21 protein-coding genes are annotated in these 24,963 nt (G+C 38.1%); 10 read left to right on the top strand and 11 right to left on the bottom strand.

Annotated elements, in window-relative coordinates; genetic code table 11:
- Nucleotides 1-68: 68 nt before the first annotated feature.
- Nucleotides 69-1,115 carry an alkane 1-monooxygenase gene (locus tag MS6x_RS10225; RefSeq protein WP_482601656.1) on the bottom strand — a complete coding sequence of 349 codons (1,047 nt, stop codon included), beginning with the start codon at nucleotides 1,113-1,115 and terminating at the stop codon, nucleotides 69-71.
- 74 nt (nucleotides 1,116-1,189) lie between these two features.
- Between MS6x_RS10225 and MS6x_RS10230 the strand changes: the two genes are divergently transcribed.
- From MS6x_RS10230 to MS6x_RS10250, 5 genes are all read left to right on the top strand, one after another.
- Nucleotides 1,190-4,666: a hypothetical protein gene (locus tag MS6x_RS10230; RefSeq protein WP_482601657.1), complete on the top strand. Its 3,477-nt coding sequence runs from the start codon at nucleotides 1,190-1,192 to the stop codon at nucleotides 4,664-4,666.
- Nucleotides 4,659-5,078 (top strand): rRNA maturation RNase YbeY, encoded by a 420-nt coding sequence (ybeY, locus tag MS6x_RS10235; protein WP_482601659.1) that lies wholly within the window; start codon nucleotides 4,659-4,661, stop codon nucleotides 5,076-5,078. The genes MS6x_RS10230 and ybeY overlap by 8 nt, the downstream gene beginning before the upstream one ends.
- Before the next feature lie 5 nt (nucleotides 5,079-5,083).
- A complete protein-coding gene (gene mnmG / locus MS6x_RS10240) occupies nucleotides 5,084-6,952 on the top strand; it encodes a tRNA uridine-5-carboxymethylaminomethyl(34) synthesis enzyme MnmG (protein ID WP_482601661.1) in 1,869 nt (622 codons plus the stop codon).
- 228 nt (nucleotides 6,953-7,180) lie between these two features.
- Nucleotides 7,181-8,008 (top strand): class I SAM-dependent methyltransferase, encoded by an 828-nt coding sequence (locus tag MS6x_RS10245; RefSeq protein WP_482601662.1) that lies wholly within the window; start codon nucleotides 7,181-7,183, stop codon nucleotides 8,006-8,008.
- 254 nt (nucleotides 8,009-8,262) lie between these two features.
- The gene (locus MS6x_RS10250) at nucleotides 8,263-8,769 is read left to right on the top strand and encodes an OmpH/Skp family outer membrane protein (RefSeq protein ID WP_482601663.1); all 507 of its coding nucleotides are present in this window, start codon (nucleotides 8,263-8,265) and stop codon (nucleotides 8,767-8,769) included.
- 46 nt (nucleotides 8,770-8,815) lie between these two features.
- Here MS6x_RS10250 and MS6x_RS10255 read toward each other — a convergent pair whose 3' ends face one another.
- The 3 genes from MS6x_RS10255 to rnr all read right to left on the bottom strand — a co-directional run bounded on the left by MS6x_RS10255 (nucleotide 8,816) and on the right by rnr (nucleotide 12,464).
- Nucleotides 8,816-9,493 carry a LysE family translocator gene (locus MS6x_RS10255; RefSeq protein WP_482601665.1) on the bottom strand — a complete coding sequence of 226 codons (678 nt, stop codon included), beginning with the start codon at nucleotides 9,491-9,493 and terminating at the stop codon, nucleotides 8,816-8,818.
- Between the two features lie 6 nt (nucleotides 9,494-9,499).
- A complete protein-coding gene (locus MS6x_RS10260; RefSeq protein ID WP_482601667.1) occupies nucleotides 9,500-10,177 on the bottom strand; it encodes a head GIN domain-containing protein in 678 nt (225 codons plus the stop codon).
- Between the two features lie 103 nt (nucleotides 10,178-10,280).
- Complete coding sequence (gene rnr / locus MS6x_RS10265) at nucleotides 10,281-12,464, bottom strand: ribonuclease R (RefSeq protein WP_482601669.1); 2,184 nt, start codon at nucleotides 12,462-12,464, stop codon at nucleotides 10,281-10,283.
- Nucleotides 12,465-13,086: 622 nt separating this feature from the next.
- Between rnr and MS6x_RS10270 the strand changes: the two genes are divergently transcribed.
- The 4 genes from MS6x_RS10270 to MS6x_RS10285 are packed head-to-tail and all read left to right on the top strand — an operon-like array spanning nucleotide 13,087 to nucleotide 15,345.
- Nucleotides 13,087-13,518, top strand: a complete 432-nt coding sequence (locus MS6x_RS10270) for an RpiB/LacA/LacB family sugar-phosphate isomerase (protein WP_482601671.1) — start codon at nucleotides 13,087-13,089, stop codon at nucleotides 13,516-13,518.
- A gap of 5 nt (nucleotides 13,519-13,523) precedes the next feature.
- The gene (locus MS6x_RS10275) at nucleotides 13,524-13,952 is read left to right on the top strand and encodes a Fur family transcriptional regulator (protein ID WP_482601673.1); all 429 of its coding nucleotides are present in this window, start codon (nucleotides 13,524-13,526) and stop codon (nucleotides 13,950-13,952) included.
- Nucleotides 13,953-13,975: 23 nt separating this feature from the next.
- Nucleotides 13,976-14,896, top strand: a complete 921-nt coding sequence (locus tag MS6x_RS10280; protein WP_482601675.1) for a cation diffusion facilitator family transporter — start codon at nucleotides 13,976-13,978, stop codon at nucleotides 14,894-14,896.
- Between the two features lie 2 nt (nucleotides 14,897-14,898).
- Complete coding sequence (locus MS6x_RS10285) at nucleotides 14,899-15,345, top strand: GNAT family N-acetyltransferase (protein WP_482601677.1); 447 nt, start codon at nucleotides 14,899-14,901, stop codon at nucleotides 15,343-15,345.
- A gap of 62 nt (nucleotides 15,346-15,407) precedes the next feature.
- Here MS6x_RS10285 and MS6x_RS10290 read toward each other — a convergent pair whose 3' ends face one another.
- The 3 genes from MS6x_RS10290 to dcm form a co-directional block, all read right to left on the bottom strand.
- Nucleotides 15,408-15,782, bottom strand: a complete 375-nt coding sequence (locus MS6x_RS10290; protein WP_482601679.1) for a hypothetical protein — start codon at nucleotides 15,780-15,782, stop codon at nucleotides 15,408-15,410.
- 326 nt (nucleotides 15,783-16,108) lie between these two features.
- Nucleotides 16,109-16,756 carry a hypothetical protein gene (locus tag MS6x_RS10295; RefSeq protein ID WP_482601681.1) on the bottom strand — a complete coding sequence of 216 codons (648 nt, stop codon included), beginning with the start codon at nucleotides 16,754-16,756 and terminating at the stop codon, nucleotides 16,109-16,111.
- Nucleotides 16,728-17,954: a DNA (cytosine-5-)-methyltransferase gene (gene dcm, locus MS6x_RS10300; RefSeq protein ID WP_482601683.1), complete on the bottom strand. Its 1,227-nt coding sequence runs from the start codon at nucleotides 17,952-17,954 to the stop codon at nucleotides 16,728-16,730. Before dcm ends, MS6x_RS10295 begins: the two co-directional genes overlap by 29 nt.
- 97 nt (nucleotides 17,955-18,051) lie before the next feature.
- Between dcm and MS6x_RS10305 the strand changes: the two genes are divergently transcribed.
- Entirely contained in the window at nucleotides 18,052-19,236 is a 1,185-nt protein-coding gene (locus MS6x_RS10305; RefSeq protein ID WP_482601685.1) for an NlpC/P60 family protein, read from the top strand.
- An 80-nt stretch (nucleotides 19,237-19,316) separates the two neighbouring features.
- Here MS6x_RS10305 and MS6x_RS10310 read toward each other — a convergent pair whose 3' ends face one another.
- The 4 genes from MS6x_RS10310 to MS6x_RS10325 all read right to left on the bottom strand — a co-directional run bounded on the left by MS6x_RS10310 (nucleotide 19,317) and on the right by MS6x_RS10325 (nucleotide 24,952).
- Nucleotides 19,317-21,473, bottom strand: coding sequence for an outer membrane protein assembly factor BamB family protein (locus MS6x_RS10310; RefSeq protein WP_482601687.1), 2,157 nt, complete (start codon nucleotides 21,471-21,473; stop codon nucleotides 19,317-19,319).
- A gap of 124 nt (nucleotides 21,474-21,597) precedes the next feature.
- Nucleotides 21,598-22,464 carry a fructosamine kinase family protein gene (locus tag MS6x_RS10315; RefSeq protein ID WP_482601689.1) on the bottom strand — a complete coding sequence of 289 codons (867 nt, stop codon included), beginning with the start codon at nucleotides 22,462-22,464 and terminating at the stop codon, nucleotides 21,598-21,600.
- A gap of 5 nt (nucleotides 22,465-22,469) precedes the next feature.
- Entirely contained in the window at nucleotides 22,470-23,447 is a 978-nt protein-coding gene (locus tag MS6x_RS10320) for an MBL fold metallo-hydrolase (protein ID WP_482601691.1), read from the bottom strand.
- Nucleotides 23,447-24,952 carry a S10 family peptidase gene (locus tag MS6x_RS10325; RefSeq protein WP_482601693.1) on the bottom strand — a complete coding sequence of 502 codons (1,506 nt, stop codon included), beginning with the start codon at nucleotides 24,950-24,952 and terminating at the stop codon, nucleotides 23,447-23,449. The genes MS6x_RS10320 and MS6x_RS10325 overlap by 1 nt, the downstream gene beginning before the upstream one ends.
- Nucleotides 24,953-24,963: the final 11 nt, after the last annotated feature.

A 24,963-nucleotide genomic window follows, 5' to 3' on the forward strand; every position in this document is an offset into this window, starting at 1 on the left:
TAGCATATGCACTAGGAGTAGAAAAGTGTGTGTCTATCAGATAGTAATGAAGACTAGAAACAAATGTACTATGTAGTCAACACCATTTCCTTAGGAATGCGCGGGTTCATCAGCTTAAACCACAAAGGAGGAACAAAAGATAGGACCATGGACGTTGGATATCCATAGGGCATTTGTGGCGAAATATCATGATAGTCCAATACCTGATATTTTTTGGAAGATTTAAAATGATGATCGCTATGACGCGTTAACTCGTACAATACAATGCGTCCAATTACATGGTTACTGTTCCACGAATGTACTTCACGTACGCGTTCATATCTACCAGACGGTAATTTTTTTCGCATAAGACCATAGTGCTCAATATAATTGACGGTTTCCAGCATCAAAAACCCAACAACGCCAGAACAAAAAGCAATTAAAAGTCCTAGAGCACCAAAAATAGAAAACACCGCTATTAAATAGCCAATCTGTATTAGGGTATACCAGAACATATCATTCTTAAAGGACAAAAAAGACAGATTGTCTCGTTGTAACAATTGCTGTTGAAGCCGCCAAGCACTAGCATATTGTCTAAACGTAGAGCTAATCCAAAAAGAATATACGGACTGGTTATATCTTGCTGTGGCCGGATCTTCTGCAGTTGCAGCATGCGCATGATGTCCAAAATTGTGTTCAATGTAAAAATGCATATAATGAGAGGGCAGTAGTAGTGCTTTTGCAAACGTCCGTTGCAACATGTTGTCGCGGTGACCCAACTCATGCGCTACATTAATTCCGTTGGTCCCCAAAACAATTCCCATAGAAAGCACCAAGCCTACCAATTCGTAAGTTTGATAGGTATAGGTAGAAACATCATATAACAAATACCCTAGAAGACCAAAAACTAAGGGAAGATTAAAATACAGCATCCAATCAAAGAGCTTGCTTTTCTTTTTTTTCTCCCGTTCATCCCCTTCTAAATTACTGGTGTCATGAGGTAGGAGGAGCTCTAAAATTGGTATAATAACAAAAGCATAGAAGGGTGTAAAAAAACTCCATTGTTCTTTAAAATAGAAGCTAACGATAGCTGAAAGCGGCAATGTCAATGCGGCTAGGTACTTTAAATCTCTCATAACATCGCTTTTAACAGTATTTTCTAATTCAAAAAATTCAATATGAAGTATCTTGGTAATAAATATAGTTCAAATTGGGCACTTACAACAACATACTGGACAAACTTAACGCGTTCATTAACAAGCATTATACCCAAAAATTAATAAAGGGCGCACTTTTATTTCTAGCTTTTGGCTTACTTTTCTTTTTAACCGTTATGGGTGTTGAGTACTTCCTTTGGTTAAATTCTACAGGTAGATTAATACTCCTCCTGCTCTTTATATGCACCGAGCTTTTTTTGCTTTTTACCTACATTCTTACCCCGCTGTTTTATCTGTTCAAGGTAAAAAAGGGAATTACTCCCAAAGATGCAGCTATCTTGATCGGAACACATTTTCCAAACGTTGGTGACAAGCTTTACAACTTGTTAGATCTTGCAGATAATCCGGAAAAATCGGAATTACTACTAGCCAGTATAGACCAGCGTTCAGAACAATTAAGGCCTATTCCGTTTTCCAATGCCATCACTTATAAAGATGCAATACGTTACGGAAAATACACAATTATTCCTTTGGTTTTTGTCGGTATACTATGGGTCACCGGTAATTGGAATTCCTTTTTTGGATCCTATAAGCGTGTGGTGAACTATGACCTAGCCTATGAACCGCCCGCACCTTTTCAATTCGAGTTGCTATCAAACGACCTTACCGTTATGGAAAGTGAATCCTTTACCTTTAAAGTGGTCACTAAAGGGGCAGTTAAACCTGAAAATGTTTATCTCTTATTGGACGACAAACAAATTCTGCTACAAGAAAATAACGGAACTTATCAATACACACTTTCCCCACCGGTAAGCTCATCGGTATTTAGTTTTAACGCAAACGATGTGAACTCGCGCGCATACAACCTTGTTGCCTTAAAGGCTCCTGCTATTGTAGATTTCAACATCAAACTAGACTACCCAACATACTTGAAGAAACCCAACGAGACCTTGAAAAGTACAGGGAATGCCTTGATGCCAGAAGGGACCACGGTGACTTGGGAAATTATGGGTGCAGATACAGAAAACATAAGTTTAGTTACCTCCGATACCGCCCTATATTTTTCAAAAAACGCAAATGCATTTAATCTATCCAAGCGCGTGTATAAAAATCTAGAGTATCAACTTACCACTTCTAACAAAAACGTAACCGATTATGAAAAATTAGACTACACGTTTAAGGTTATTAAAGATGGATATCCAACGGTAAACGTTGTTCAGGTTGTGGACTCGTTAAATCCAAATGTTTCTTATTATTCAGGCGAAGCCGCAGACGATTATGGCGTTGCCAAAGTAGAGTTAGTGTATTACAACACTGAAGATGAGGCTTCTAAATCCAGCATATCCATAACAGAAGGAGAAAATAATTTTACTCAGTTCTATTACACGTTTCCTTCTGGGTTGGCGCTTGATGCAAGTAAAGACTATGCGTTCTACTTTTTAGTAACTGATAATGATGGTATACGGAAAGGTAAAAGCACAAAAAGTCAGGTGTTTAGGCAAGTTCTTTTTGATGATAAACAACTGAAAAACAAAGAGTTAGAGTCCCAACAGAATTTAATCGATAATCTAGATAAGACCTTGGAAAAGGCTAAGGAACAGAACGATGCGCTTCAAGAACTAAACACGCAACAGAAAGAAAAAAACAGTCTAAATTTTAACGATAAGAATCAGGTTAAGGATTTTCTTAAGAAACAGGAACGCCAAGAGGAGCTGATGCAAAAGTTTAGTAAAGAGCTAAAAGAAAACTTGAATAAAACCGACCAGGACGATAAATTAAACCAACTCTTACGGGAGCGGCTGGAGCGCCAAGAACTAGAAGCCCGTAAGAACGAAAAGCTATTAGAGGAGCTGAACAAAATTGCGGATAAAATAAACAAAGAGGAGCTCTCTAAAAAATTAGAAGATGTTGCAAAAAAACAAAAGAATTCTCAACGCAGTTTGGAGCAATTAGTGGAGCTTACCAAACGGTATTATATTACCGAAAAAGCAGCACAATTGGCCAAGGATTTGGAGAAGTTGGCAGAGCTACAAGAAATACTTTCAGAACTTAACATAAGTCAAGATTTTTCAGAAAAAGAGCAAGGAAAATTAAACAAAGACTTTGAAAATCTAGCCAAAGAATTACAGGAGTTGCAAAAAGATAACCAAGAGCTTAAAAAACCTGTTGATTTAAACCTTAGTGAAGAGAAAAAAGAAGGTGTAAAAGAGAACCAAGAAAAGGCCTTGGAAGAAATTAAAAAACACCAAGGTAATGAACAGTCCTCGGATTCGGAAAAGATGGAAAAAAATGCGTCAAACGCAAAGAAGAACCAAAAGTCTGCGGCGCAGAAAATGAAGGAAATGAGCGAAGCGCTGAGTGAGTCTTCCGCTGGCGGTGGCAGCAGTTCCTCTGTGGCAGAAGACGCGGAGATGCTGCGACAAATTTTAGACAACCTAGTTATTTTCTCCTTTAATCAAGAAAGCCTCTTTGACAAGCTTAGCGAGCAAGACCCAGACGATGTTTCGCAATATGGGGCTACTGTTCGTGATCAAAAAGAACTTAGGGGCTTGTTCGAGCATGTAGATGATAGTTTGTTTAGTCTATCTCTTAGGCAAGCTGAACTTTCTGAATTTGTAAACGAACAAATTAACGAGGTCTACTATAATATAGATAAATCCTTGGAGAGCATGGCAGAAGGGCAAATGTACCAAGGAGTCTCCTATCAAAAATACGTCCTAACCGCGTCCAATAGTTTGGCAGATTTTTTAGCGAAAATATTGGAGAACATGAACCAAAGCATGCAGCCTGGGCAAGGAGAGGGAGATGGTGAGCAAGGATTTCAATTACCCGACATTATTAAAGGACAGCAGTCTCTTGGCGAAAAAATGGGAAAGGAAGGGCAAGAGGGACAAGAGGGAAAGCAAGGCAAAGAGGGGCAATCTGGCCAACAAGGGGAAAACGGAAAAGAAGGAAAGGAAGGACAGAATGGCCAAGACGGTGAAAGTGTTGAAGGAACGAGTGAACAGAGTGGAAAAGGTAAAGAAGGAAAAAATGGCGAGAATGGTGAGGGGCAAGGTAAAGGGAACGGTGAGGGTGAAAACGGAAGGACCGGACAAGGAATGTCAGAATCTGAACTTCAGGAAATTTATGAAATTTATCAAGAACAACAACGCATACGGCAAGAGTTGGAAAAGCAATTGGAAAACATGCTTAACAATGGCGACCGTAAATTAGGAGAAAAGCTCATACGGCAGATGGAAGATTTTGAAAACGACCTTTTGGAAAATGGCATCACCCAACGCACCATCAACAAAGCGAACACGATACAGTATGAACTTTTAAAGCTGGAAAACGCTGCGTTAAAGCAAGGGAAAAAACAGGAGCGGGAGAGTGAAGCCAATGAAAAAGACTTTACAAATCCTATATCGACTAAGCCCTCATTATTAGAGAATTATCGAAATGAAGTCGAGATTTTAAATAAGCAAGCCTTACCTTTGCGGCAAAATTTTCAAAACAAGGTAAAAGCGTACTTTAAGAGCAATGACTGAATTTCATTACGAAACCGAATTTAAACTAAAAGACGAAAGAAAACACGGAGCCTGGATAGCCAATATATGTGTTTCGGAAGGGTACACCCTTGGTGATTTGAATTATATTTTTTGTGACGACGCTTATTTACTTAACATCAATCAGCGGTATTTGCAGCATGATGATTATACAGATATCATCACGTTTGATTATACGGTTGGAAAAATGCTTTCTGGAGATATTTATATTTCTGTAGAACGTGTTTTAGAAAATAGCGTAAGCTATAATGAATCTTTCCAAAAGGAACTGCTCCGCGTAATGAGCCATGGGTTGTTACATTTAATGCAATACAAAGACAAAAAGAAAGATCAGATTGTTGAGATGCGCGCTAAAGAAAACGAAAAAATAAAAATGTTCCACGTGGAACAATAACGCTTATGTTCGGAGAAAATTATGATGTTATAGTGGTAGGAGGGGGTCATGCAGGGGCAGAAGCTGCCGCTGCTGCCGCAAATATGGGTTCTAAAACCCTTTTGGTTACCATGAACCTGCAAACCATTGGCCAGATGTCCTGTAATCCTGCTATGGGGGGAATAGCCAAGGGACAGATAATACGAGAAATTGATGCCTTAGGTGGTTATAGCGGAATAGTGACCGACAAATCTGCCATTCAATTTAAAATGCTTAACAAATCAAAAGGGCCGGCAATGTGGAGCCCGAGAGCACAAAGCGATCGTATGCGCTTTGCAGAAGAATGGCGATTAATGCTAGAACGAACTCCTAATGTAGATTTTTATCAAGAAATGGTGTCTGGTCTCTTGGTGGAGCAGGACTGTATTGTAGGTGTCCGTACATCTTTAGGAATAGATATAAAAGCCAAAGCTGTAGTTTTAACTAACGGAACTTTTTTAAACGGTTTAATTCATATAGGGGAGAAACAATTTGGTGGCGGTCGGGCCGGCGAGAAGGCCGCTACAGGAATTACAGAGCAACTGGTGTCATTCGGCTTTAAAAGTGGTCGGATGAAAACAGGAACCCCGCCACGTGTTGATGGTAGGTCGTTGGACTACTCCAAAATGATAATTCAACCAGGGGATGCAAAACCAGAAAAATTCTCCTACACGAACACTACAGTTTTAGAAACTCAGCGTGATTGTCATATGACCCATACTAGCGCGTTAGTTCATGATTTACTAAGAGAGGGATTCGACCGTTCGCCAATGTTCAATGGTAGAATACAGAGTATTGGCCCTAGGTACTGTCCGTCTATTGAAGATAAAATACACCGATTTGCAGACAAGGACAGTCATCAAATGTTCATAGAGCCCGAAGGATGGAATACAGTGGAGGTATATGTCAACGGTTTTTCAACGTCTTTGCCTGAAGATATTCAATTTAAAGCACTCCGTTCTGTAGTGGGTTTTGAGGGGGTTAAATTCTTTAGGCCAGGCTACGCCATAGAGTACGATTACTTTCCGCCAACCCAATTAAAACATACCTTAGAAACAAAACTTATTCAAAACCTATATTTTGCAGGACAAATAAACGGTACTACAGGTTATGAAGAAGCGGCCTCACAAGGGCTTATGGCGGGGATAAACGCCCATCTTAAAATAACGGAAAAGGCTCCGTTTATTCTGAAACGTGATGAAGCCTATATTGGCGTGCTTATTGATGACCTTATCACCAAAGGTACAGAAGAGCCTTATAGAATGTTTACTTCAAGAGCAGAATATAGAACCTTACTACGCCAAGATAATGCCGACCTACGCTTAACTCCTATGGGGCATGCAATTGGACTTGCCTGCGATGATCGCTTAAAACGTATGGAAGAAAAGCGCTCTAAATCTCACGCCTTTGTCGACTTTTTCAAACAGACAAGCGTACTCCCAGATGATATCAATCCTATTTTAGAAAGTGTAGGTTCTGCCCTTGTGAGTCAGTCCGATAAAATGTTCAAATCCTTTTCTCGACCTAAGGTAACTATGGAACACATGCTTACCCTAGACTCCGTTTCATCTTATGTAGAAAGTCAAAATATAGACAGTGAAGTTTTAGAGCAGACAGAGGTACAAGTCAAATATTCAGGATATATTGCAAAGGAGCGCGTTAACGCAGATAAACTCCAGCGATTAGAAAACGTTAAGATTCCAGAAAACTTTGATTATTCCCAACTAAAATCCCTATCCTTTGAGGCACGAGAAAAAATGACTGCGATACAGCCAGTAACCATATCACAAGCTTCTAGGATTAGTGGTGTAACCCCAAGCGATATAAGTGTTCTATTGGTTTACCTTGGAAGATAAATAAAACATGTTCCACGTGGAACATGCAATCCTTTTCTTTTAGTGGAGACGTTATAATCAACTAAGTTTATAGTTAAATATAGCCTCTGCTATTAACTGTTCTTCATATTTCTAATAATACCTACCGCATACCCCATACAGCCCAGCCATAACTTCGTTACTAACATTTACAATTATTGTTTTATTCTTCTATCTTAGCATCCTTAAAAAGTGAGTTAACAACAAATCATGGAACCCTATCTTCATACGAAAGACTACTTCTATTCCAATGAAGCATTTAACCTTATTCATGATCCTACCTATGACATGTTAGTCACGCAACCAGTACCCACTAAACTGGAATCCTACTACCATAGTAGTAAATACATATCACACTCAGACACTCCTACATCCTTTATTGATCGTTTATACCTACTGGTTAAGAACTTTAGTTTACAACGTAAAATAAAGCTGCTAAATACACTACATCCAAGCAAAGGAACCCTATTAGATATTGGGGCGGGCACTGGAGATTTTTTAGTAGCCGCAAAACAATCCAACTGGAAAGTCACTGGTATTGAACCAAGCCAAACAGCACTAAATAAGGCCCGTTTAAAATCTATTGACCTCTATTCTAACATTACACAACTTCCCGACGGCACTTTCGATGTTATTACATTATGGCACGTACTAGAGCACCTACCAGAACTTGACAAACAAATCTCCTCTATATGTAACCTACTTAATTCCAATGGAACACTTATAGTAGCAGTACCTAACTTCAAATCCTATGACGCCAAATTTTATAAACAGCATTGGGCCGCGTATGACGTACCAAGACATCTTTGGCATTTTTCTAAAACATCCATTACCAAACTTTTTAAACCCTACAACTTAAAACTAGTGCGTACCAAACCAATGTGGTTCGATTCTTTTTATGTCTCCCTTTTATCCGAGAAATATAAAAATGGCAAGAACCACTATGTCTCCGGATTTTTTAGGGGATTAGCATCAAACCTTTCCGGTTTACGAACAAAAGAATATTCCTCACATATTTATATCCTCAAAAAGAGCTAATTACAACAATAAGCGCTTTTAATAGATTTAATCCTATTTAGTAATGTTATTGGTATATAAATATTTAAAAATTGTTTAGATCGCTCTATTATACCCTCTAAATTATCATTAAACCCTATGTTAAACAAAATTTACATCAATAATACTTATAGTCTCGTAAAAAATAAAAACTTCAATTGTTCATATAAAAAACAAAAATAAACCAGTACCTAATAAAAGCTTTGTTATTTTTGCGCTACTCTAAAATTAAGAACATGAAAAAAATTATCCTTGGACTGGTATTTCTTACTGTTATATCATGTCAACAAGAAAAGATAGGTTACGTAGACAACGTTAAATTGATGAACGAATATCAAGAAAAAATTGATGTTGAGGCCCAGTTTAAAATTAAGGCAGACGCGTTAACGAAAAAACGAGATAGCATATCTCAAGCTTTTCAATTAGAAGCACAGGCTTTCCAAGCCAAAGCGCAGAGCATGCCCCAACAAAAGGCACAGGAAGAATACGCTGCTTTCCAACAAAAAGGTCAAATTATTGGACAACAATTACAACAAGAAGACCAACAACTACAATCTGAAGGTCAGGTTCAGATGGATAGTGTTGTAAACCATGTTAAAAGAGAAGTCGAAGCCTACGGCAAGGCTAATGGTTATAGTTATATTCTTGGTGGTGGTGAAGGCGGAAGTGTCCTTTACGGCAAAGAAGCCAACAACCTTACCGATGAAGTCGTTAAGATGTTAAATGACAAATATAAAAATTAGAAGAAGCTTTTCATATTTTAAAAACCCAGCAATATTGCTGGGTTTTTTATTCCGTAATTCCCTCAATCTTTTCTATTCCCTTTTCAATAGTAAACTGATCTTTGGGTAAGAAGCCTTTAACGATCAATACAACACCGCAAATTACCAAAATAATTCCTACTCCCTTTTTGACCAAACGTATACGATCATAGGTTAATTTTCTTTTTAATTGCTTAGCTAGCAGTATTTTAAATAAATCGGTTATGAAATAAGATGCCAACATAGCGCCAAAAAACACTCTAATTCTTGAAGGTTGATTATCCAAGGATGGCCCTACAATAATGATTACTCCTAACCAAAAAATAAGTACGCCAATATTAATGAAATTTAATAGAAAGCCTTTTAACAGCAGTCCTAAATAATCGCCTTTGGTCGTTTTTATAGGAGTGTTTGCTCTTGTTTTAAGGCCTTTCTTAAAAAATGTAGTGATTCCGTAAACCAGCAGAATAGCACCACCAAATACATATAAACCAGGTTGATTGCTTAGGTTTTCAAGCAATTGATAACTACTAAAATAAGCAGCTAAAATAAAAAGTATATCTGCTATAATCACTCCAACATCAAAACTAAGTGCAGCCCTAAACCCCTTTAGCGCACTAGTTTCTAGCAAAACAAAAAATACAGGGCCAATCATAAAGCTTAATAAAAAGCCTAAGGGTATTGCCGCCTGTATATCCTCAAACATAATCGCTTACATTCTCTTTATATTCCCACCAAACACAGTTTTCTCATCAACCTTAGCTGGTTTACCATATAACAACACCTCGCCCCCAGCTTTAACATTTACCTTTACGTAATTACTCGCATAAACCTCTGCCCGGCTACCCGCATTAACATTGATAGTAGAAAATTCAGTTTTCATTTCTTTGCCTTGATAAATACCTCCGGTATTAATCTGAACATCTTGCACCTCTGCAGTACCCTTAGTTTCAATTACACCTCCGGAAACAGACTTAATTAGCATTTGCTCCACGTTTGCAGATATACTAATTTCACCACCTTCCTGTGCCTTTAGTTCTAGAATATCCTGATTTAAATATTCTTCACTAGTAATCCGCGCATCCTCATTGACATCTATAACCACCAATTTACTTTTGTAGTAAATACTGACAAAAGTACGGTAGCCACTAAAAATTTTACCAATTTGCATTCGTACTTTAAGTACCCCGTCATTATTCACAATAGCGACTTTATTGGTATTTTCCCCAGTGATGATCGCTTTATTCTCCGTAGACTTTATCAAACTAATGGATAGTCCATCAAATCCCTTAATTTCCTTGAAATCATCTAAGGTTATGGTTACCTCGTTTTCCTGAGCAACACCACATTGAATTCCAAAAAGAAAACAAAGAATTAAAAATTGTTTCATTTCGTATGTTTACTTGAAAAAATACCCCACTTACCTCATTATAAGTACAGTTCTTTTCATTTGGTTACATTAAAATTTAAATCAAATTCTATTCCAAAGACAACTATTCGTTTTTACCAATCAACGCAAAATCTAAGTGACGTTTAACTAAATCTGTATTCTTAACCATAACAATTACCTCATCTCCAAGTTGATAGGTTTTTTTTGTTCGTTCCCCTACGATGGCATACTCTTTCTCATCAAATATATAATAATCTCCTTTGATGTCGCTGATACGAACCATTCCTTCGCATTTATTCTCTATAATCTCCACATACACACCCCATTCTGTAACACCACTAATTACACCAACAAATTCCTTGTCATCGTGATCTTGCATGAATTTTATTTGCATATACTTGATAGAGTCTCGTTCTGCACTTGATGCTAAGTATTCCATGTCAGAAGAATGTTTACATTTCTGCTCATACACTTCTTCCTTAACACTGTTACCACCATCTAAATAATGCTGTAAGAGGCGATGTACCATAACATCTGGATATCTACGTATTGGTGAAGTAAAGTGACTATAATAATCAAATGCCAAACCATAGTGGCCAATATTGTTCACAGTATAAATTGCTTTACTCATACTTCTAATAGCCAGGGTATCAACAAGATTTTGCTCCTTTTTACCCTTTACATCCTCTAATAATTTATTTAGGGAAGCACTTATAGATTTTTTATCCTTAAAATCAAGTTTATGACCAAACCGTGATACAATGCCATTCAAGGCTATTAACTTATCCTCGTTTGGATCATCATGAATGCGATAGATAAAAGTCTTTTTTTGTTTTCCAATGAACTCGGCCACTTTTCTATTGGCCAACAACATAAACTCTTCAATTAACTTATTAGCATCCTTTCCTTCTTTAAAATAAACACTGACAGGTTCATTATTTTCATTTAAGTTAAAGCGAACCTCAACTTTATCAAAAGATAATGCACCTTGGTTCATTCGCTTTTCACGCATTATTTTTGCTAACCTATCCATTACAAGTATAGCTTCTACAACATTTTCATTTACCGTATAGGTATTACCTCTTATGCTTATATCTGCAGGGATAGTAGCACTACCCGTTTCTATAATATGTTGCGCTTCTTCATAAGCAAAACGTTCATTGGAATTTATAACCGTTCTCCCGTACCATTGCTCAACTATATTTGATTTTTTATCCAATTCAAAAATTGCAGAAAAGGTGTACTTTTCTTCGTTAGGTCGTAAAGAACATGCATTATTAGATAATACCTCAGGTAACATAGGTACTACCCTATCTACCAAGTATACCGAGGTTGCCCTTTCATATGCTTCATCATCCAATACCGTACCTTCTTTAAGATAATGAGATACATCGGCAATATGTATTCCTATTTCATAATTTCCGTTAGGTAACAGTTGAAAAGAAAGTGCATCATCAAAATCTTTAGCATCTCTTGGGTCTATCGTAAAGGTTAAAACCTCTCGCATATCCCTACGCTTATTAATCTCTTCCTCTTTTATGCTTGTATCTAAGGCATCGGCAAATCGTTCCACCTCTACCGGAAACTCATATGGCAGTCCATATTCGGCCAAAATGGAATGTATCTCGGTATTGTGTTCACCTGGTTTACCTAAAACTTCTGTTATTTTCCCAAAAGGAGAGCCAACATCATCTGGCCAATCGGTAATTTCTACGATTACTTTATCTCCATTTTGAGCTCCACCTAGTTTATCATTAGATACAAAAATATCAGTATACATTCTATAATCGGTCGCTCTTACAAAAGCAAAAGTTTTTTGCATGTCAACAATACCAACAAAAGCGGTTTTGTTTCTTTCGATAATCTTATGCACTTCCCCTTCTAATTTTTTTCCTTTTTTATTAGGGTATATATAGACTTCAACAATATCCTTATGAAATGCCTTGTTTATTTTATTATTTGAAACAAAAACGTCATCGTCAATTCCCTCAACAACAATGTATGCATTGCCTCTACCAGTTATATCCACTTTACCTTCATGGTATGTTTTGGTATCCTCTAGCACCTGATAGTTACCTCTATCTACCTCTCTAATTCGTCTTTTTTCCTTTAACTGTACTAAGCGCTTTATTAATGTATTCCTATCTTGGGTATCCGTAACACCTATCTTTGCCGCAATCTGTTTATAATTAAAGGATTTAGTTGGTTCTTTTTCTAAAACTGTAAAAATTCCTTTGGTAATTTCATTTGTTTTATGATTTCTTGCTTTTTTATTTCTTTTTGACATTAAAATTTTTATTTGTCGGAAAATTACGAATTATATTCCACTACCATTATTTCAAATCTTTAAGCTCACCTTATTATTTGCAAGCTTATCAACAGTAATATCATATTATTCATTTTTTTTTGAAATTAATTTAAATTATTGATGGTTATTATAGTTTGTTAATAGTAACTATAACTAAAGTTGAATTTACTTGGTTTTATGAGATATCAGCACTTGTTCACAGACTACCAATACCAAAATAGTTTGATAATCAGAAATTTAAAATAGTTATCAGTATTGGTTAATAACCCGTTTAAACATAGAATTACTGATAAGTTTATCCGTAAATTATGTTCACTAGTGTTGTTAATTTCTTTAGAAGTACTTGATTAGTTCTTAAAGGTTTTTTGGTTTTTGAAGTGGAAACATTGTAAGCAGAACAGAATAGAATTTAGCAAATATAAAATTCTTTAGTTATTAACACTTGTTCACATAGTTAACAGGAACTTGATAGGACTAATTAACAATCTTTAAAGTTGCATGTAAATATAATGTTGTGAATAGTCTATTTCTTGTGGTGAACTATTGGAAATCGTACATTTGATACCGGTTACCCCATCTGACTGAACTAAAACGTGTTAATATGAAAATAGCTATTGGTAATGATCACGCAGGCACAGAGTATAAACTAGCGATTATTGGTTTATTGAAATCTATGAACGTAGAATTAACCAATTATGGTACCGATGGGTCCGATAGTGTAGATTATCCAGATTTTGTACATCCTGTTGCAAAAGATGTGGAAGCAGGTAGGGTAGCCTTTGGTATCATTATATGTGGTAGTGGTAATGGCGCTTCTATGACAGCGAACAAACATCAAAAAGTACGTTCTGCATTATGTTGGACAAAGGAAATAGTAGAATTAGCTCGTTCTCATAACGATGCTAATATTTTAAGCCTCCCTGCACGTTTTATTTCACTACCACAAGCTTTGGAAATGGTTACTACTTTTTTAAATACTGAATTTGAAGGCGGAAGACACGAAAGGCGTATAGAAAAAATGGCTTGTAATTAGATGAAATGTACCAAGAATCAGAACACATATTGTTGGCCAGTGCAAATATAGCACCAACACCAAATAGAGTTTTAGTTCTTCGTTTATTTTTGGAACATAAGAATGCCTTTTCATTAAATGCGGTTGTAAATAGACTTTTTTTTACAGAAAAATCTACTGTTTTTAGAACACTACAATTACTAGAATCAAAAGGAATATTACACAGTGTAGTCACGGATGATGGAATTAAAAATTATGCATTATGTGCAGAAGACTGCGCTAAGGATAATCATGCCCATCTACACGCTCATTTAAAATGTATCAATTGTAAACTTCTTTACTGTGTTCCTATAACTTCTTTACCTGTGTTCAAAGCCACAAATAGTATACAGATAGATAATCTTTATATTTTGGCCAACGGGACTTGTAAAGAATGCAACCGGGTTGCATACTAATCTACCTATTTTTATAAAAAAATATGGAACACTCACATTCTGGTCATAACCACGGACATTCACATCCAGATTTAAAAGGTAGAAATCTAGTCATTTCCATTGTATTGAATATTGTTATTACCGTAGCGCAGGTAATAGGAGGCTTATTATCTGGAAGCCTTTCCCTTTTATCCGATGCTCTCCATAATTTTAGTGATGTTATTTCGCTTATGGTGAGTTATGTAGCTACGGTGCTTTCTAAAAAAGAAGCTTCGACCAATAAAACGTTTGGTTATAAGCGGGCAGAGATTATTGCGGCTTTTGTTAATGCTGCTTCTTTAATTGTTGTGGCCGTTATTTTGATAAAAGAGGCCATAGAACGTTTTATTAATCCGCAGGAAATAGAATCCACTCTTGTTATCTGGCTCTCCTTAATTGCTATAGCAGGTAATGGTTTCAGTGTATTGTTATTAAAAAAGGAAGCCAAAAGCAATATGAATATGAAATCTGCGTATCTGCATTTATTAACAGATATGATGGCTTCGGTTGCAGTTTTTGTTGGAGGATTGTTAATGCTTTATTTAAAATGGTATTGGGTAGATCCAACACTAACGCTGGCTATTGCTATTTACTTAATCTACATGGGATACGATCTTTTAAAAAACGCAACAAGAGTATTGATGTTGTTTACCCCTAATAGTATAGAGGTAAAGCACATTGTTGAATCTATAAAAAAGATGAAATTTATTAAAAATGTACATCACGTACATATTTGGCAATTGAACGAAGACGAGGTACATTTAGAGGCGCACATCGATTTCAAAGAAGATATACGGCTTTCACAGTTCGATATTATTTTGGAAGAAATAGAAGAAGAATTGTTCCATAGCCATGGAATAAACCACGTAAACATTCAACCGGAATTTGGTAAATGTGACAACAAACAGATAATTGTACAGGATTAGAGATGGATATAACTGTAAAAACTTTTGAAGAACTCAATACAACCGAACTTTACAACATTCTTCAATTGCGTTCAGCGGTTTTTGTTGTGGAACAGGATTGTGTATATCAAGATTTAGATGGTAAAGACCAAAAGGCATTACATGTAATTGGCACTAAAAACAAAAACGTATTTGCCTATACCCGAATTTTTAAATCAGGGGATTATTTTAAAGTAGCTAGCATTGGAAGGGTTGTCGTTGCCGAAGGCGAAAGACGTTATGGTTATGGAAAAGTGATTATGGATGCATCTATACAGGCAGTCAAACAAAGACTAGGAGAAACAGTTATTAAAATTTCTGCGCAGACCTATCTTACATCTTTTTACAATAGCTTAGGATTTAAAGAAACAGGAGAGGGATATTTGGAAGATGGCATACCCCATATCGCTATGATTCTAAAAGAGACATAAACAATTACATTAGTTTGCTTTATTAAGTTGTTTTAAGGGTAGGCGCTTAGTTAAAAACACGTCTAAATCTTAATGGGTGTTTTGTTGCTTAGATTAATGTCTTCCAACATCATATCGGTAAACTTATAATGACCTCTGGTAGTTATAATCCTGAAACGATTAGATCGCATTCTGCTTAAGGTGTCCAAGAACAACCATTTTGACTTGAGCAAACTGGGTTTTTCTGATTTTAAACTGATTTCAAAAAAATATTTTCTACCGTTTTTCATCGCTACGATATCCGGAGTTATTTTAGAATCGGCTCCTTTTCTAGTGAAAGATTTTGGGGTTTCGTATCCTTCCATATCCGCTTTTATGTTTTCAAATCCAGTAGCTTCTAAATGATGAATTGATTTTTCTAAAAACTCTGTATTTTCCGTTTTGTCTACTTGTACCATAGCGAATAATATAATAATAAAAAACTAAAAAATCAAATATTAGTGCTGATTTACAATAACTTAACTTTTGTAATCCTATAAAATTTACGTTTTAGAGTTCATACATACCTTATTCACGCACCAATTATTGCAACAAGTCCGTTCTATAAATATAATTAGGAAACAGAACAACACATTAAACCATATAGTCGGTTTAAGCAGCTTATCTTTTTAAATTATATAGCTGTAATTCCGTCCAAAAGCTTCATAATACCTATAGCTAGCAAAATAGGGCATGGAAATCAGATTTACTTGTAATAAACAGACTATCTGGTTTATAAGGACATTTAAGCAAGACGCTTCGCCAAGCCGTTTTGCAGTAAAAAACTCAATCGCAGAACTAGATTAATTGGTTGTTCTGCCTTATTGTTTGATGATAGATAAAGATAGCCCTCTGTTCTATCGTCAAGTTCATTTAGTTTTAGTTTTCCGTGTCCTGTTTCATGGTTATTAACTATACTTTTTAGGTGTAGCTCTGTAACTCCTTTCCTGTTTAAATAGGTAATTAGTTTTGCTCGGTTGACCAAGGTTATTTTGCAGCTAGTAAATGCATTGGGTGCATCAGCATAAATTCCGGTGATAAGCGAATAAAATTCCGTTTGCTTGGATGGGTCATAAAACCATCCTTTTTTTAAGACATTTGTTTTCATGTATGACAACTCAAAAGCAAATGTTGGCAAGTCTTCGTTGATGTAATCTAATTGGGCTTTTTCGTCTATCGCATAGCTAAGACCTTTTTCTTTATGGGTAAAGAGGAGGTCAATACCCTCAAACTGTCGCTTCCGGTCATGTACTCTTTTAAAATTATAGTGTTTTAGGTTTTTAGCGTAATACTGGTCTAAAAGCATCGCAAGCTTCTGCTCCTTTTTTAAATCGGTTTTAAAATTGCTTTTTAAAGACAAGGGATTAAGAATTAATTCTTTTAAACAGGGCATTTCCAATTTGCTCTACCACGCCAACAACTAAGGCATTTCCCATAAAAAAGGCACGCTTAGTAGCAGTGATACCCTCTAATTTAGTGTGGTTGTCAGGAAACATGTTTAGCCTTTCCAATTCTACCGGTGTTAAACGTCGTAAACGTTTGTTATAGTGAACAACATGTTTAAAACGGGAAGGTGATTTACCGCCCTCCCCTGTTATAATGGTTCTGGAGGCGTTGTCCAAGGCGTCTGGAAAAATCATTCCCCCTTCACTATAGTTGTACGTGAATCCACTTTTAGCAGTCCGCACTTCTTTTTTAGCTCCCTTTAAATAGTCCCACTTGGGGTAATCATTGGGAGAAATATAGAATTCTTCCTGCACCCCCCCTGTTTCAAGAATATCTCCTAAAACCGTACGTTTTCCGTCAAAGGCCGCGCTTGTTTTTTCTGTATATACCGTACCGTTAATAAATACGCCACTATTTTGAAATGGGGACAGCTTTTGTCCCACATTAAAGGATTTTGAAAGTTCCACTAAATCATCGGTGATGAAAAACGTATTTACATTGGAGGAAACAGTCTGGACCGGAAAAGCGGCTGCCAATGTTCCTTTCTTATGAATCCAATCTTCTTTCTCGGATTTCTTTAAGGCTTTATAGGCTTGGGTGGTATTATGATAGCCAATAAAAAAAACACGTCTTCTTCGTTGCGGCATTCCGTAATCTGCCGCGTTGATAACACGCCATTCAACGGCATAACCTAGTTCATCCAAGCTTTTTAGCATTATCGCAAAATCTCGTCCACGTTGGTTGGAGGGTGATTTTAACAAGCGGTCTACATTTTCCAAAAACAAATACTTTGGCGGGTTCTTATGTTCCGATAATATACGATGAATACTCCACCATAACACCCCTTTTTTTCCTATTAGGCCTTTGGAGTTTTGCAACGTGGTTGCCACGGAATAATCTTGACAAGGAAATCCGCCAACTAGTATATCGGCATCGGGAATATGGGTGGTTGGCACTTGCGAAATATCTTCGTTACTGTGATTATCACTTCCAAATCGCGCCTCGTAGACCATTGAAGCATGTTGTGCTTTTGTACTGGGCTCCCATTGGTTGCTCCATATGACCTCATAGTTTTTAGCTTGCTCCAGTCCCAATCTAAACCCGCCTACACCGGCAAAAAGTTCAATAACCCTTAGTTTCTTCATCAACTGCTAAAGTAAGAAAATTTTTAGGCGGAGCTCAAGCCTAACATTCAATACCTAGGGGGATTATGTATTTTTACTCAAAATAAAAATCAAGGATATGAAATTTGGATATACACTGTTGGTTTTGATACTATGCATGGGTTGCAAGAACGAAATTATTTCAGAAAACCTAGCTCAAAAACACATAGATGCATTGCAGAAAGAAATTGCTCCGGATAAAAGAGTGGCAGTTTTTCAAATTGAAGCACGACAAAAAGCAGACACCTACACCTTAAAAGGGGAGACCGACCAACGTAAAGGCCTACAAGCATTGCGCGATTCCCTAACTAGTAACAATATTTCGTTTATAGATAGTGTTACGGTGTTACCAACGTCGGAGCTAGGGGATAAAACTTGGGGTATAATCAAAATATCCGTAGCCAATCTTAGAAGCAATCCCAAACACAGTGCGGAGCTGGCCACGCAAGCAACCTTGGGTACTAATGTAAAGGTATTAAAAAAGGAAGGCGATTGGTATTACATACAAACACCGGACAAGTATTTGGCATGGGTAGACGCCGGAGGTATTGAATTGTTTACGAATCAAGAGATTAAAAACTGGGAATCTAACCCTAAGATTATCTACACTAAAACGTATGGCCATGCATATTTTGGACCAGACAGGAAGGAAATTGTATCCGACTTAGTAGCGGGAAACGTTTTAGAGGTACTTAAATATGCCGATAAATTTTATATTGTTCGATTTCCCGATGGAAGGCAAGCCTATGTAGGCCATGAGGAATCGTCAACTTATGAGGACTGGTTGGCTGGCCTTAATAGTAGTACCAATTCCTTGGTGGAAACTTCCAAACGTTTTATGGGCGTGCCTTATTTATGGGGCGGCACCTCAACAAAAGGAATGGACTGCAGCGGGTTTACAAAAACGATTTATTTTTTAAACGGAATGATTATTCCAAGAGATGCGTCACAGCAAGTACATACAGGAAAACCAATCGACGATACCGGAAATTTTGAATTGTTAGAACCTGGTGATTTACTTTTTTTTGGGAGCGAAGCAACAGATTCTAAGAAAGAGAAAGTAGTACATGTAGGAATGTGGATCGGTAATAATGAATTTATTCATGCTTCAGACATGGTCAGGGTTAGTAGTGTAGATACAGAAGCTACCAATTATGACGAATACAATGTGAACCGATACTTAAGAACCAAACGCATATTAAAAGAACAGGATAAGGATTTGATTGATTTGAGGCAAGTTCCTATGTTCAAGCAAGATATTTAGAAAACATCATATTATGCGCAGACCAATGATTGAATAAAAAGTTAATTAGATAGCTTTTAATTTATAAAAGTAGCGATGATTTATGGAGCTTCCAACGCAAAAGCAATAATCACGTTTCCCTTTTCAGTTCCTAATTTTTCCCCTCCGCACGCGATGGCAACATATTGTTTGCTATTAACTTCGTACATGGCAGGAGTGGCGAAAGCAGCGGCAGGCAGTTTGTATTCCCATAGGATGTCTCCCGTATGCTTGTTAAAAACGCGAAAAAAGCCATCGCGCGTGGCTCCAATGAACAACAATCCATTTTCTGTTACTACTGGGCCACCGTAGTTTTCTGTGCCAGTTCCTTTTCCTTTTTCGCCCAATTCCGGGGTATCTCCCAAAGCAATGGACCAAATGTAATCGCCCGTGTTCAAATCTATGGCGTGCATAGTGCCCCAAGGTGGCGCAATGGCCGGCAGTCCTTTGTTGTCCAAGAACTTGGTGTAGCCGGTATGTCTGTATTTGGTTGTGCCAGATACTGCATTCGATGAGCTTGTAATTTCGTTTTTCCCTGAATTGTCTATGATTGTATTTGAGGACTCCTCCTCCAATAAAAAGTGTAACAGGGCGTTTAGTTCATCTTCTTTGATTTGGGGAAAGCCAGTCATCATACCTTTTCCTTTTGTAATGATAGTTGCTACATCCTCTTTGTCTTGGCGAAGCTTCAAACCTATCAAAGAAGGAAAACCACTGGCCCCCAATCCCTTTCTGTCGGCCTGATGGCAAGCCACACAATACTTTTGGTAGGTGGCCGCACCTAGAGGGGTATTGTCGGGTATAGTGTTTTCCTCACCAAGCTGTAAAACCCAGGGCATTTCGTTGGAGTTTATATAAATAATACCATCGTTTGGGTCGGTTGCCGCCCCACCCCATTCTGCGGCCCCATCATAACCAGGAAGCAATAAGGTTGGCGTAAGCGCAGGTGGTGCGTATTGTCTTTTGTCGGCTGATTTGAAATAGGCCAACAATGAATCGCGGTTTTCTGCAAACGGACTTATATCTTCTTCTATTAGATTTTGTGACATCCGTGCAAAGGGTTTGGGTTTCACAGGTATGGGCTGGGAGGGCCAAGCCTTTTCGCCAGGAACACTAGAGGACGGAAAAGGCACTTCTTCAATATCGAATAAAGGTTCGCCCGTTATCCTATCAAAAACATACACATACCCTTGTTTTGTTATTTGTGCTACGGCGGGTATTTTTTTACCGTCCCGCTCCACCAGCAAGAGATTTGGTGGTGCTGGTGGATCACGGTCCCAAAGATCATGATGTGTAAATTGGAAATGCCATTTGTATTCGCCCGTATCCGCATTCAGAGCCAATAGACTATTTGCATATAAATTGCTTCCTAAACGATTTCCTCCATAAAAATCTGGCGCAGCAGAACCTGTAGGCACATAAATAACACCAGCCTCTTCATCCACCGCCATTCCTGCCCAATTATTGGCAGCACCTACAATGGGACTTTTATAAGCGGTAGAATCCACCCAAGTTTCGTGCCCTTTTTCTCCAGGATGGGGAATAGTATGGAACACCCATTCCAACCCTCCGGTAAGTACGTTAAAAGCCATAATATCTCCAGGGGCGGCGTCTTCCCCCTCGGACAAACGAAGCGGCATTATAATGAGGTCTTTGTAAATACTGCCCGGCGTATTGGAACTAACGAACTTATCCTTGGCAGCGTCTGGCATGCCAGACCGCAGGTCTATTTTTCCTTTATCGCCAAAAGAAGTTATAGGAGTACCATTAAGGGCGTGCAGCGCATATAAATTGGAACCTGCAACGTAAAGGATACGTTTGTCCGCTCCTTTTTCCCAATAGGTGACACCCCTACTAGAAGCCCCCGCGATTTGTAAGGAATCTCCAAAAGCCCAAAGCTCTTCTCCTGTTACGGCATTCAAGGCAACCGCCCGCAAAGCTGCGGTTACACCATATAAAATGGAATCTACTACCAATGGGTTCATTTGCATTTGACCCCAATCGGAAGCTTCATAGGTCCAAACAGGTTTTAGGTTTTTTACGTTTTCCTTGGTTATTTGTGATAGGGTAGAATAGTGGCTTCTGCCAGAATCACCTAAATACGAAGACCATGTAGTATAGTCTTTTCTATGAAACAGTTCTTTTTGGTTGTCAGCACATGATAGGATTGCTAGGCCACTGATTATAATGACAAGGCTAAGGGACATATATTTTTTCAAGGCTGATATTTTTCGAAGTGAATTTTTTAAAATTAGTAAAAAAGATAAGGATTAGATAACTCTTGTTGTGTTTTGCATGTGCAGACCTTTATATTGTTAAAACCCTGGTATAGTTTTTATGCATCTAGGCAAAATACTTTTGGAGAATCGCATTGCATTTATCGCGATATGACACCCCAAATAAATTTAAATGTACAAGAAGAAAGTACAATTGATAAATATCGTTTCGTTCCATTTCACCCCCTATCTTTTTAAAATGTTCTGCATAGGCCCGATAAAAAGAAGTGTTGAATCCTCCAAAAAGTCTGGTCATGGCCATATCCACTTCATGATGGCCATAATATACCGCGGGGTCGATTAAATAAGGAGCGCCATTCTGGTCAATGAGGTAATTCCCATTCCATAAATCGCCATGGAGTAGGCATGGTTTTATTTCTGGGAAATGGTGTTCACAGGTTTTTGATAATATTGTTTCCGATGGAATTTGGGCCGACGAAAGCAGTCCTGAATCCTGTGCCATTTTCAATTGGGGCAACAGCCGTTCAGAAGCAAAGAATTCGGTCCAATCAGCATGTGTTTTATTTGATTGCGGAAGACTTCCGATAAAATTATCCGCTTCCCATCCAAAGGGTTCCCTAGTAGAAAGTTTGTGAAGTGCCGCCAGTTGACGCCCTAACAGCGCCATGTCTTTTGGCGATGGTCTTTTTGCAGCTATGTATTCCATCAACAAAAAGCTTCCTGTTTCCCATTTTTCACATACGAAAACTTTGGGTGTGGCAATGCTTTTCGTTTTAGCGATAGCGTTCAGCCCTGCTTTTTCCGCTTGGAACATAGCAAAGGTAGAGGGACTCAAATTTACCTTACAAAAAAACTGCTCGCTTTCGGTCGTCAGCAAATAAGCCTTTGAAATATCACCTCCTGAAACCGGCTGAACCTGTTCGATTTTGATACATAGTAAATATTCTATATGGTTTTTTAGGTCATTATCCATGAATATTATAGCTCAAAGTGCTGCCCCTTTCGCGCTATTTGAAACCCGTTTGCTATGACAGCCGCCGACTGTTCACTTTCTTTGTCCAATAAGGGATTGGTATGATTAAAATGTATAAAATGAACCTTGTTTTTTTGCTCCGGAGGCAACTTTTCAAATAAGGCGATGCTTTCGATTACGAATGGATGTGGAATCTCGGAAATGTCACGATTGTTAATTTCCGCACCATCGTAGAAAGTAGCATCCAAAAAAGCATAATCTACTTTTTTGATTTCGGAAACGACAGCTGTTTCCCATTTCTCCCACTTATCAATATCTGGAATAAACAGCGCACTTTTGTTAGGCCCGATAATTTTATAACCCACTGTCTCCGAATATTCATCTCTGTGCGGCACCGTAAACGGAATCACCCTTAAATTTGAAGTAAGCTGGGTTTCTTGCTTATTTTGCAAGGGTTTTAGAACGATGTTCTGATTGGAAACAAGTTGGCTCCAAGGGCCATTACTCTTTAAAAAGCCCTCCATTTTTAGCATGGTAAACACAGGAACCTTAGCAGCATTAGTTGCCTCCTTGCCCAAATACATCAATCCGGTATAATGGCCAATGTGGGCATGCGTTAGGAAAATGCCATCGGGAATATCGGTGTTCGTAAATTCGGAATGGTTGCGTAAATCGCGAAGTTGCACAGCAATATCTGGAGTGGCTTCAAAGAGAAATGATTTCTGAGCTTTTGAATCGATTACTCCTAAAGAAACCACGTTCCGAGAGGTGTCTTGATTTTTGAACAAGTTGGCACAACATGCCTTTTGGCAACCGATATGTGGTGAACCTGCATCTTGCACCGTTCCCAAAATAAAGATAGACACACCATTTTTACCCATAGTAGCGGTTGGTGTATTTTGTTCATCCGCTTGTTGTCCAAATGATGAAATCATCATGCCAATGGTAAAATAGGAAAACAAGAGATGTTTTAAATAGCGCATTACTCCACTGTTAAAAATTTCCGGATATCCTTGGAAAGCTTAATTAAGTCCGGTTCATGGGCGTACATCATGTGTCCCGCTTCGTAATAGGTCATTTCAACTTTATCCGTTACAATACCATTGCGAGCAAAGGTATATTCAGCATCAAAAAAAGGTGTAATTAAATCATAATATCCGCTAGCTACCAAGACTTTCATAGCAGGATTCCGACGCATGGTTTCACCTAAATGGGGTGCGGTATTTACAGGCATTGGTTCCCAATATTGCCCGTCGGGAACTGTTCTCCAGCGCCAGTTGCTCCCTCCGCCGGAAGTGATATAGGGCCTGTCCATTTTTACTTTTAGTTCCGATGCAAAGTAATGGTTCAAAGAAGCGGTATAGGCAGAACTGATTTGATAGCTCGCTGCATCACCCAAATTTGGACGTTCAGAAAATTTATCGCCCTCATCGCCCATAAATCTACCATCTAAGCGACCAATGGCCAAGCCCTGGTCTTCCAATAATTTCTTTTGAAACCTGCCCATAAGGATTCTAAGGTTAGATTGTAGGATGTATTTAGTGTCGAGCCCCGTAAAGTAAGCCAGTTTCTCCGCGATGGTTTGCTTTTCGGCTTCGCTCAAAAGGTTTCCTTTATACAAGGCTGGTGTATAGATATCGTAAGTGAATTTTCTACTTTCTTCTACAAAGGCTTCCAAGGTCTTTCCTTGCCCTGCTTTTTTGTGGTACCACGCCGTAGCTGCCATACTGGGTAAATAGGTGATATAAGAGGTCATGTTGTGGTGTGAAGAGGTAGAACCTGCATAATCAAGTGCTTGCGAAATCAAAATCATACCGTTAAGTGCCATATTCTGACCGGAACCTTCCAAGGCCTTGCCCAAGGCAGCAGCTCGGGTAGTTCCGTAGCTTTCACCAGCTAAGTATTTTGGAGAAAACCAACGTTCGTTTTCCGTAACCCAAGTGCGAATAAATTGCGCAAAGGAATCTACATCCTCCTTAAGTCCATAAAAATCGCTCTCTTTCCCCTTCCCTACCATACGGCTATAACCTGTGCCTACGGGATCTATAAAGACTAAATCGGTAAGGTCTAACAAACCGTGTTGGTTGTCAACTAAATTGTAGGGAGCGGCGCCATCGTCCTGTTTGGCATCGGAATCTGTACGCACCAATTTAGGACCAAAAAAACCTAAATGCAACCACATAGATGCCGAGCCTGGCCCACCATTAAATACAAAGGTTACAGGTCTCGTTCCTACTTCGCCCATTGGAGTTTTGGTATATGCCACGGACCAAAACGTAGCAATAGAATCACCTTTATCGTTGGTTAGAAAGGTTTCTTTTGCCGTTGCCGTGTAGTTGATGGTCTTTCCACCAAAAACGCCTTGATGTTTGGTTACAAATGATTGTGCTTTGGAAATTGGATTAATTTCCTCCTTTTTATCTTCTTTTTGTGCCTGTGTAATAGCGCCATTTAAAATTAGCACGGCTAGGAAAACTATTTTTTTCATAAAACAATTGA

The sequence above is a fragment of the Maribacter sp. MS6 genome, from assembly GCF_056839185.1.

What these genes read in the sequence shown, in the direction of transcription:
- MS6x_RS10260 (WP_482601667.1), bottom strand. Translation starts at nt 10,177, where the DNA reads ATGAAACAATTTTTAATTCTTTGTTTTCTTTTTGGAATTCAATGTGGT.
- MS6x_RS10250 (WP_482601663.1), top strand. Translation starts at nt 8,263, where the DNA reads ATGAAAAAAATTATCCTTGGACTGGTATTTCTTACTGTTATATCATGT.
- MS6x_RS10275 (WP_482601673.1), top strand. Translation starts at nt 13,524, where the DNA reads ATGTACCAAGAATCAGAACACATATTGTTGGCCAGTGCAAATATAGCA.
- rnr (WP_482601669.1), bottom strand. Translation starts at nt 12,464, where the DNA reads ATGTCAAAAAGAAATAAAAAAGCAAGAAATCATAAAACAAATGAAATT.
- MS6x_RS10255 (WP_482601665.1), bottom strand. Translation starts at nt 9,493, where the DNA reads ATGTTTGAGGATATACAGGCGGCAATACCCTTAGGCTTTTTATTAAGC.
- MS6x_RS10325 (WP_482601693.1), bottom strand. Translation starts at nt 24,952, where the DNA reads ATGAAAAAAATAGTTTTCCTAGCCGTGCTAATTTTAAATGGCGCTATT.
- dcm (WP_482601683.1), bottom strand. Translation starts at nt 17,954, where the DNA reads ATGAAGAAACTAAGGGTTATTGAACTTTTTGCCGGTGTAGGCGGGTTT.
- MS6x_RS10225 (WP_482601656.1), bottom strand. Translation starts at nt 1,115, where the DNA reads ATGAGAGATTTAAAGTACCTAGCCGCATTGACATTGCCGCTTTCAGCT.
- MS6x_RS10320 (WP_482601691.1), bottom strand. Translation starts at nt 23,447, where the DNA reads ATGCGCTATTTAAAACATCTCTTGTTTTCCTATTTTACCATTGGCATG.
- MS6x_RS10295 (WP_482601681.1), bottom strand. Translation starts at nt 16,756, where the DNA reads ATGCCCTGTTTAAAAGAATTAATTCTTAATCCCTTGTCTTTAAAAAGC.
- MS6x_RS10280 (WP_482601675.1), top strand. Translation starts at nt 13,976, where the DNA reads ATGGAACACTCACATTCTGGTCATAACCACGGACATTCACATCCAGAT.
- MS6x_RS10305 (WP_482601685.1), top strand. Translation starts at nt 18,052, where the DNA reads ATGAAATTTGGATATACACTGTTGGTTTTGATACTATGCATGGGTTGC.
- mnmG (WP_482601661.1), top strand. Translation starts at nt 5,084, where the DNA reads ATGTTCGGAGAAAATTATGATGTTATAGTGGTAGGAGGGGGTCATGCA.
- MS6x_RS10245 (WP_482601662.1), top strand. Translation starts at nt 7,181, where the DNA reads ATGGAACCCTATCTTCATACGAAAGACTACTTCTATTCCAATGAAGCA.
- MS6x_RS10315 (WP_482601689.1), bottom strand. Translation starts at nt 22,464, where the DNA reads ATGGATAATGACCTAAAAAACCATATAGAATATTTACTATGTATCAAA.
- MS6x_RS10270 (WP_482601671.1), top strand. Translation starts at nt 13,087, where the DNA reads ATGAAAATAGCTATTGGTAATGATCACGCAGGCACAGAGTATAAACTA.
- MS6x_RS10290 (WP_482601679.1), bottom strand. Translation starts at nt 15,782, where the DNA reads ATGGTACAAGTAGACAAAACGGAAAATACAGAGTTTTTAGAAAAATCA.
- MS6x_RS10285 (WP_482601677.1), top strand. Translation starts at nt 14,899, where the DNA reads ATGGATATAACTGTAAAAACTTTTGAAGAACTCAATACAACCGAACTT.
- ybeY (WP_482601659.1), top strand. Translation starts at nt 4,659, where the DNA reads ATGACTGAATTTCATTACGAAACCGAATTTAAACTAAAAGACGAAAGA.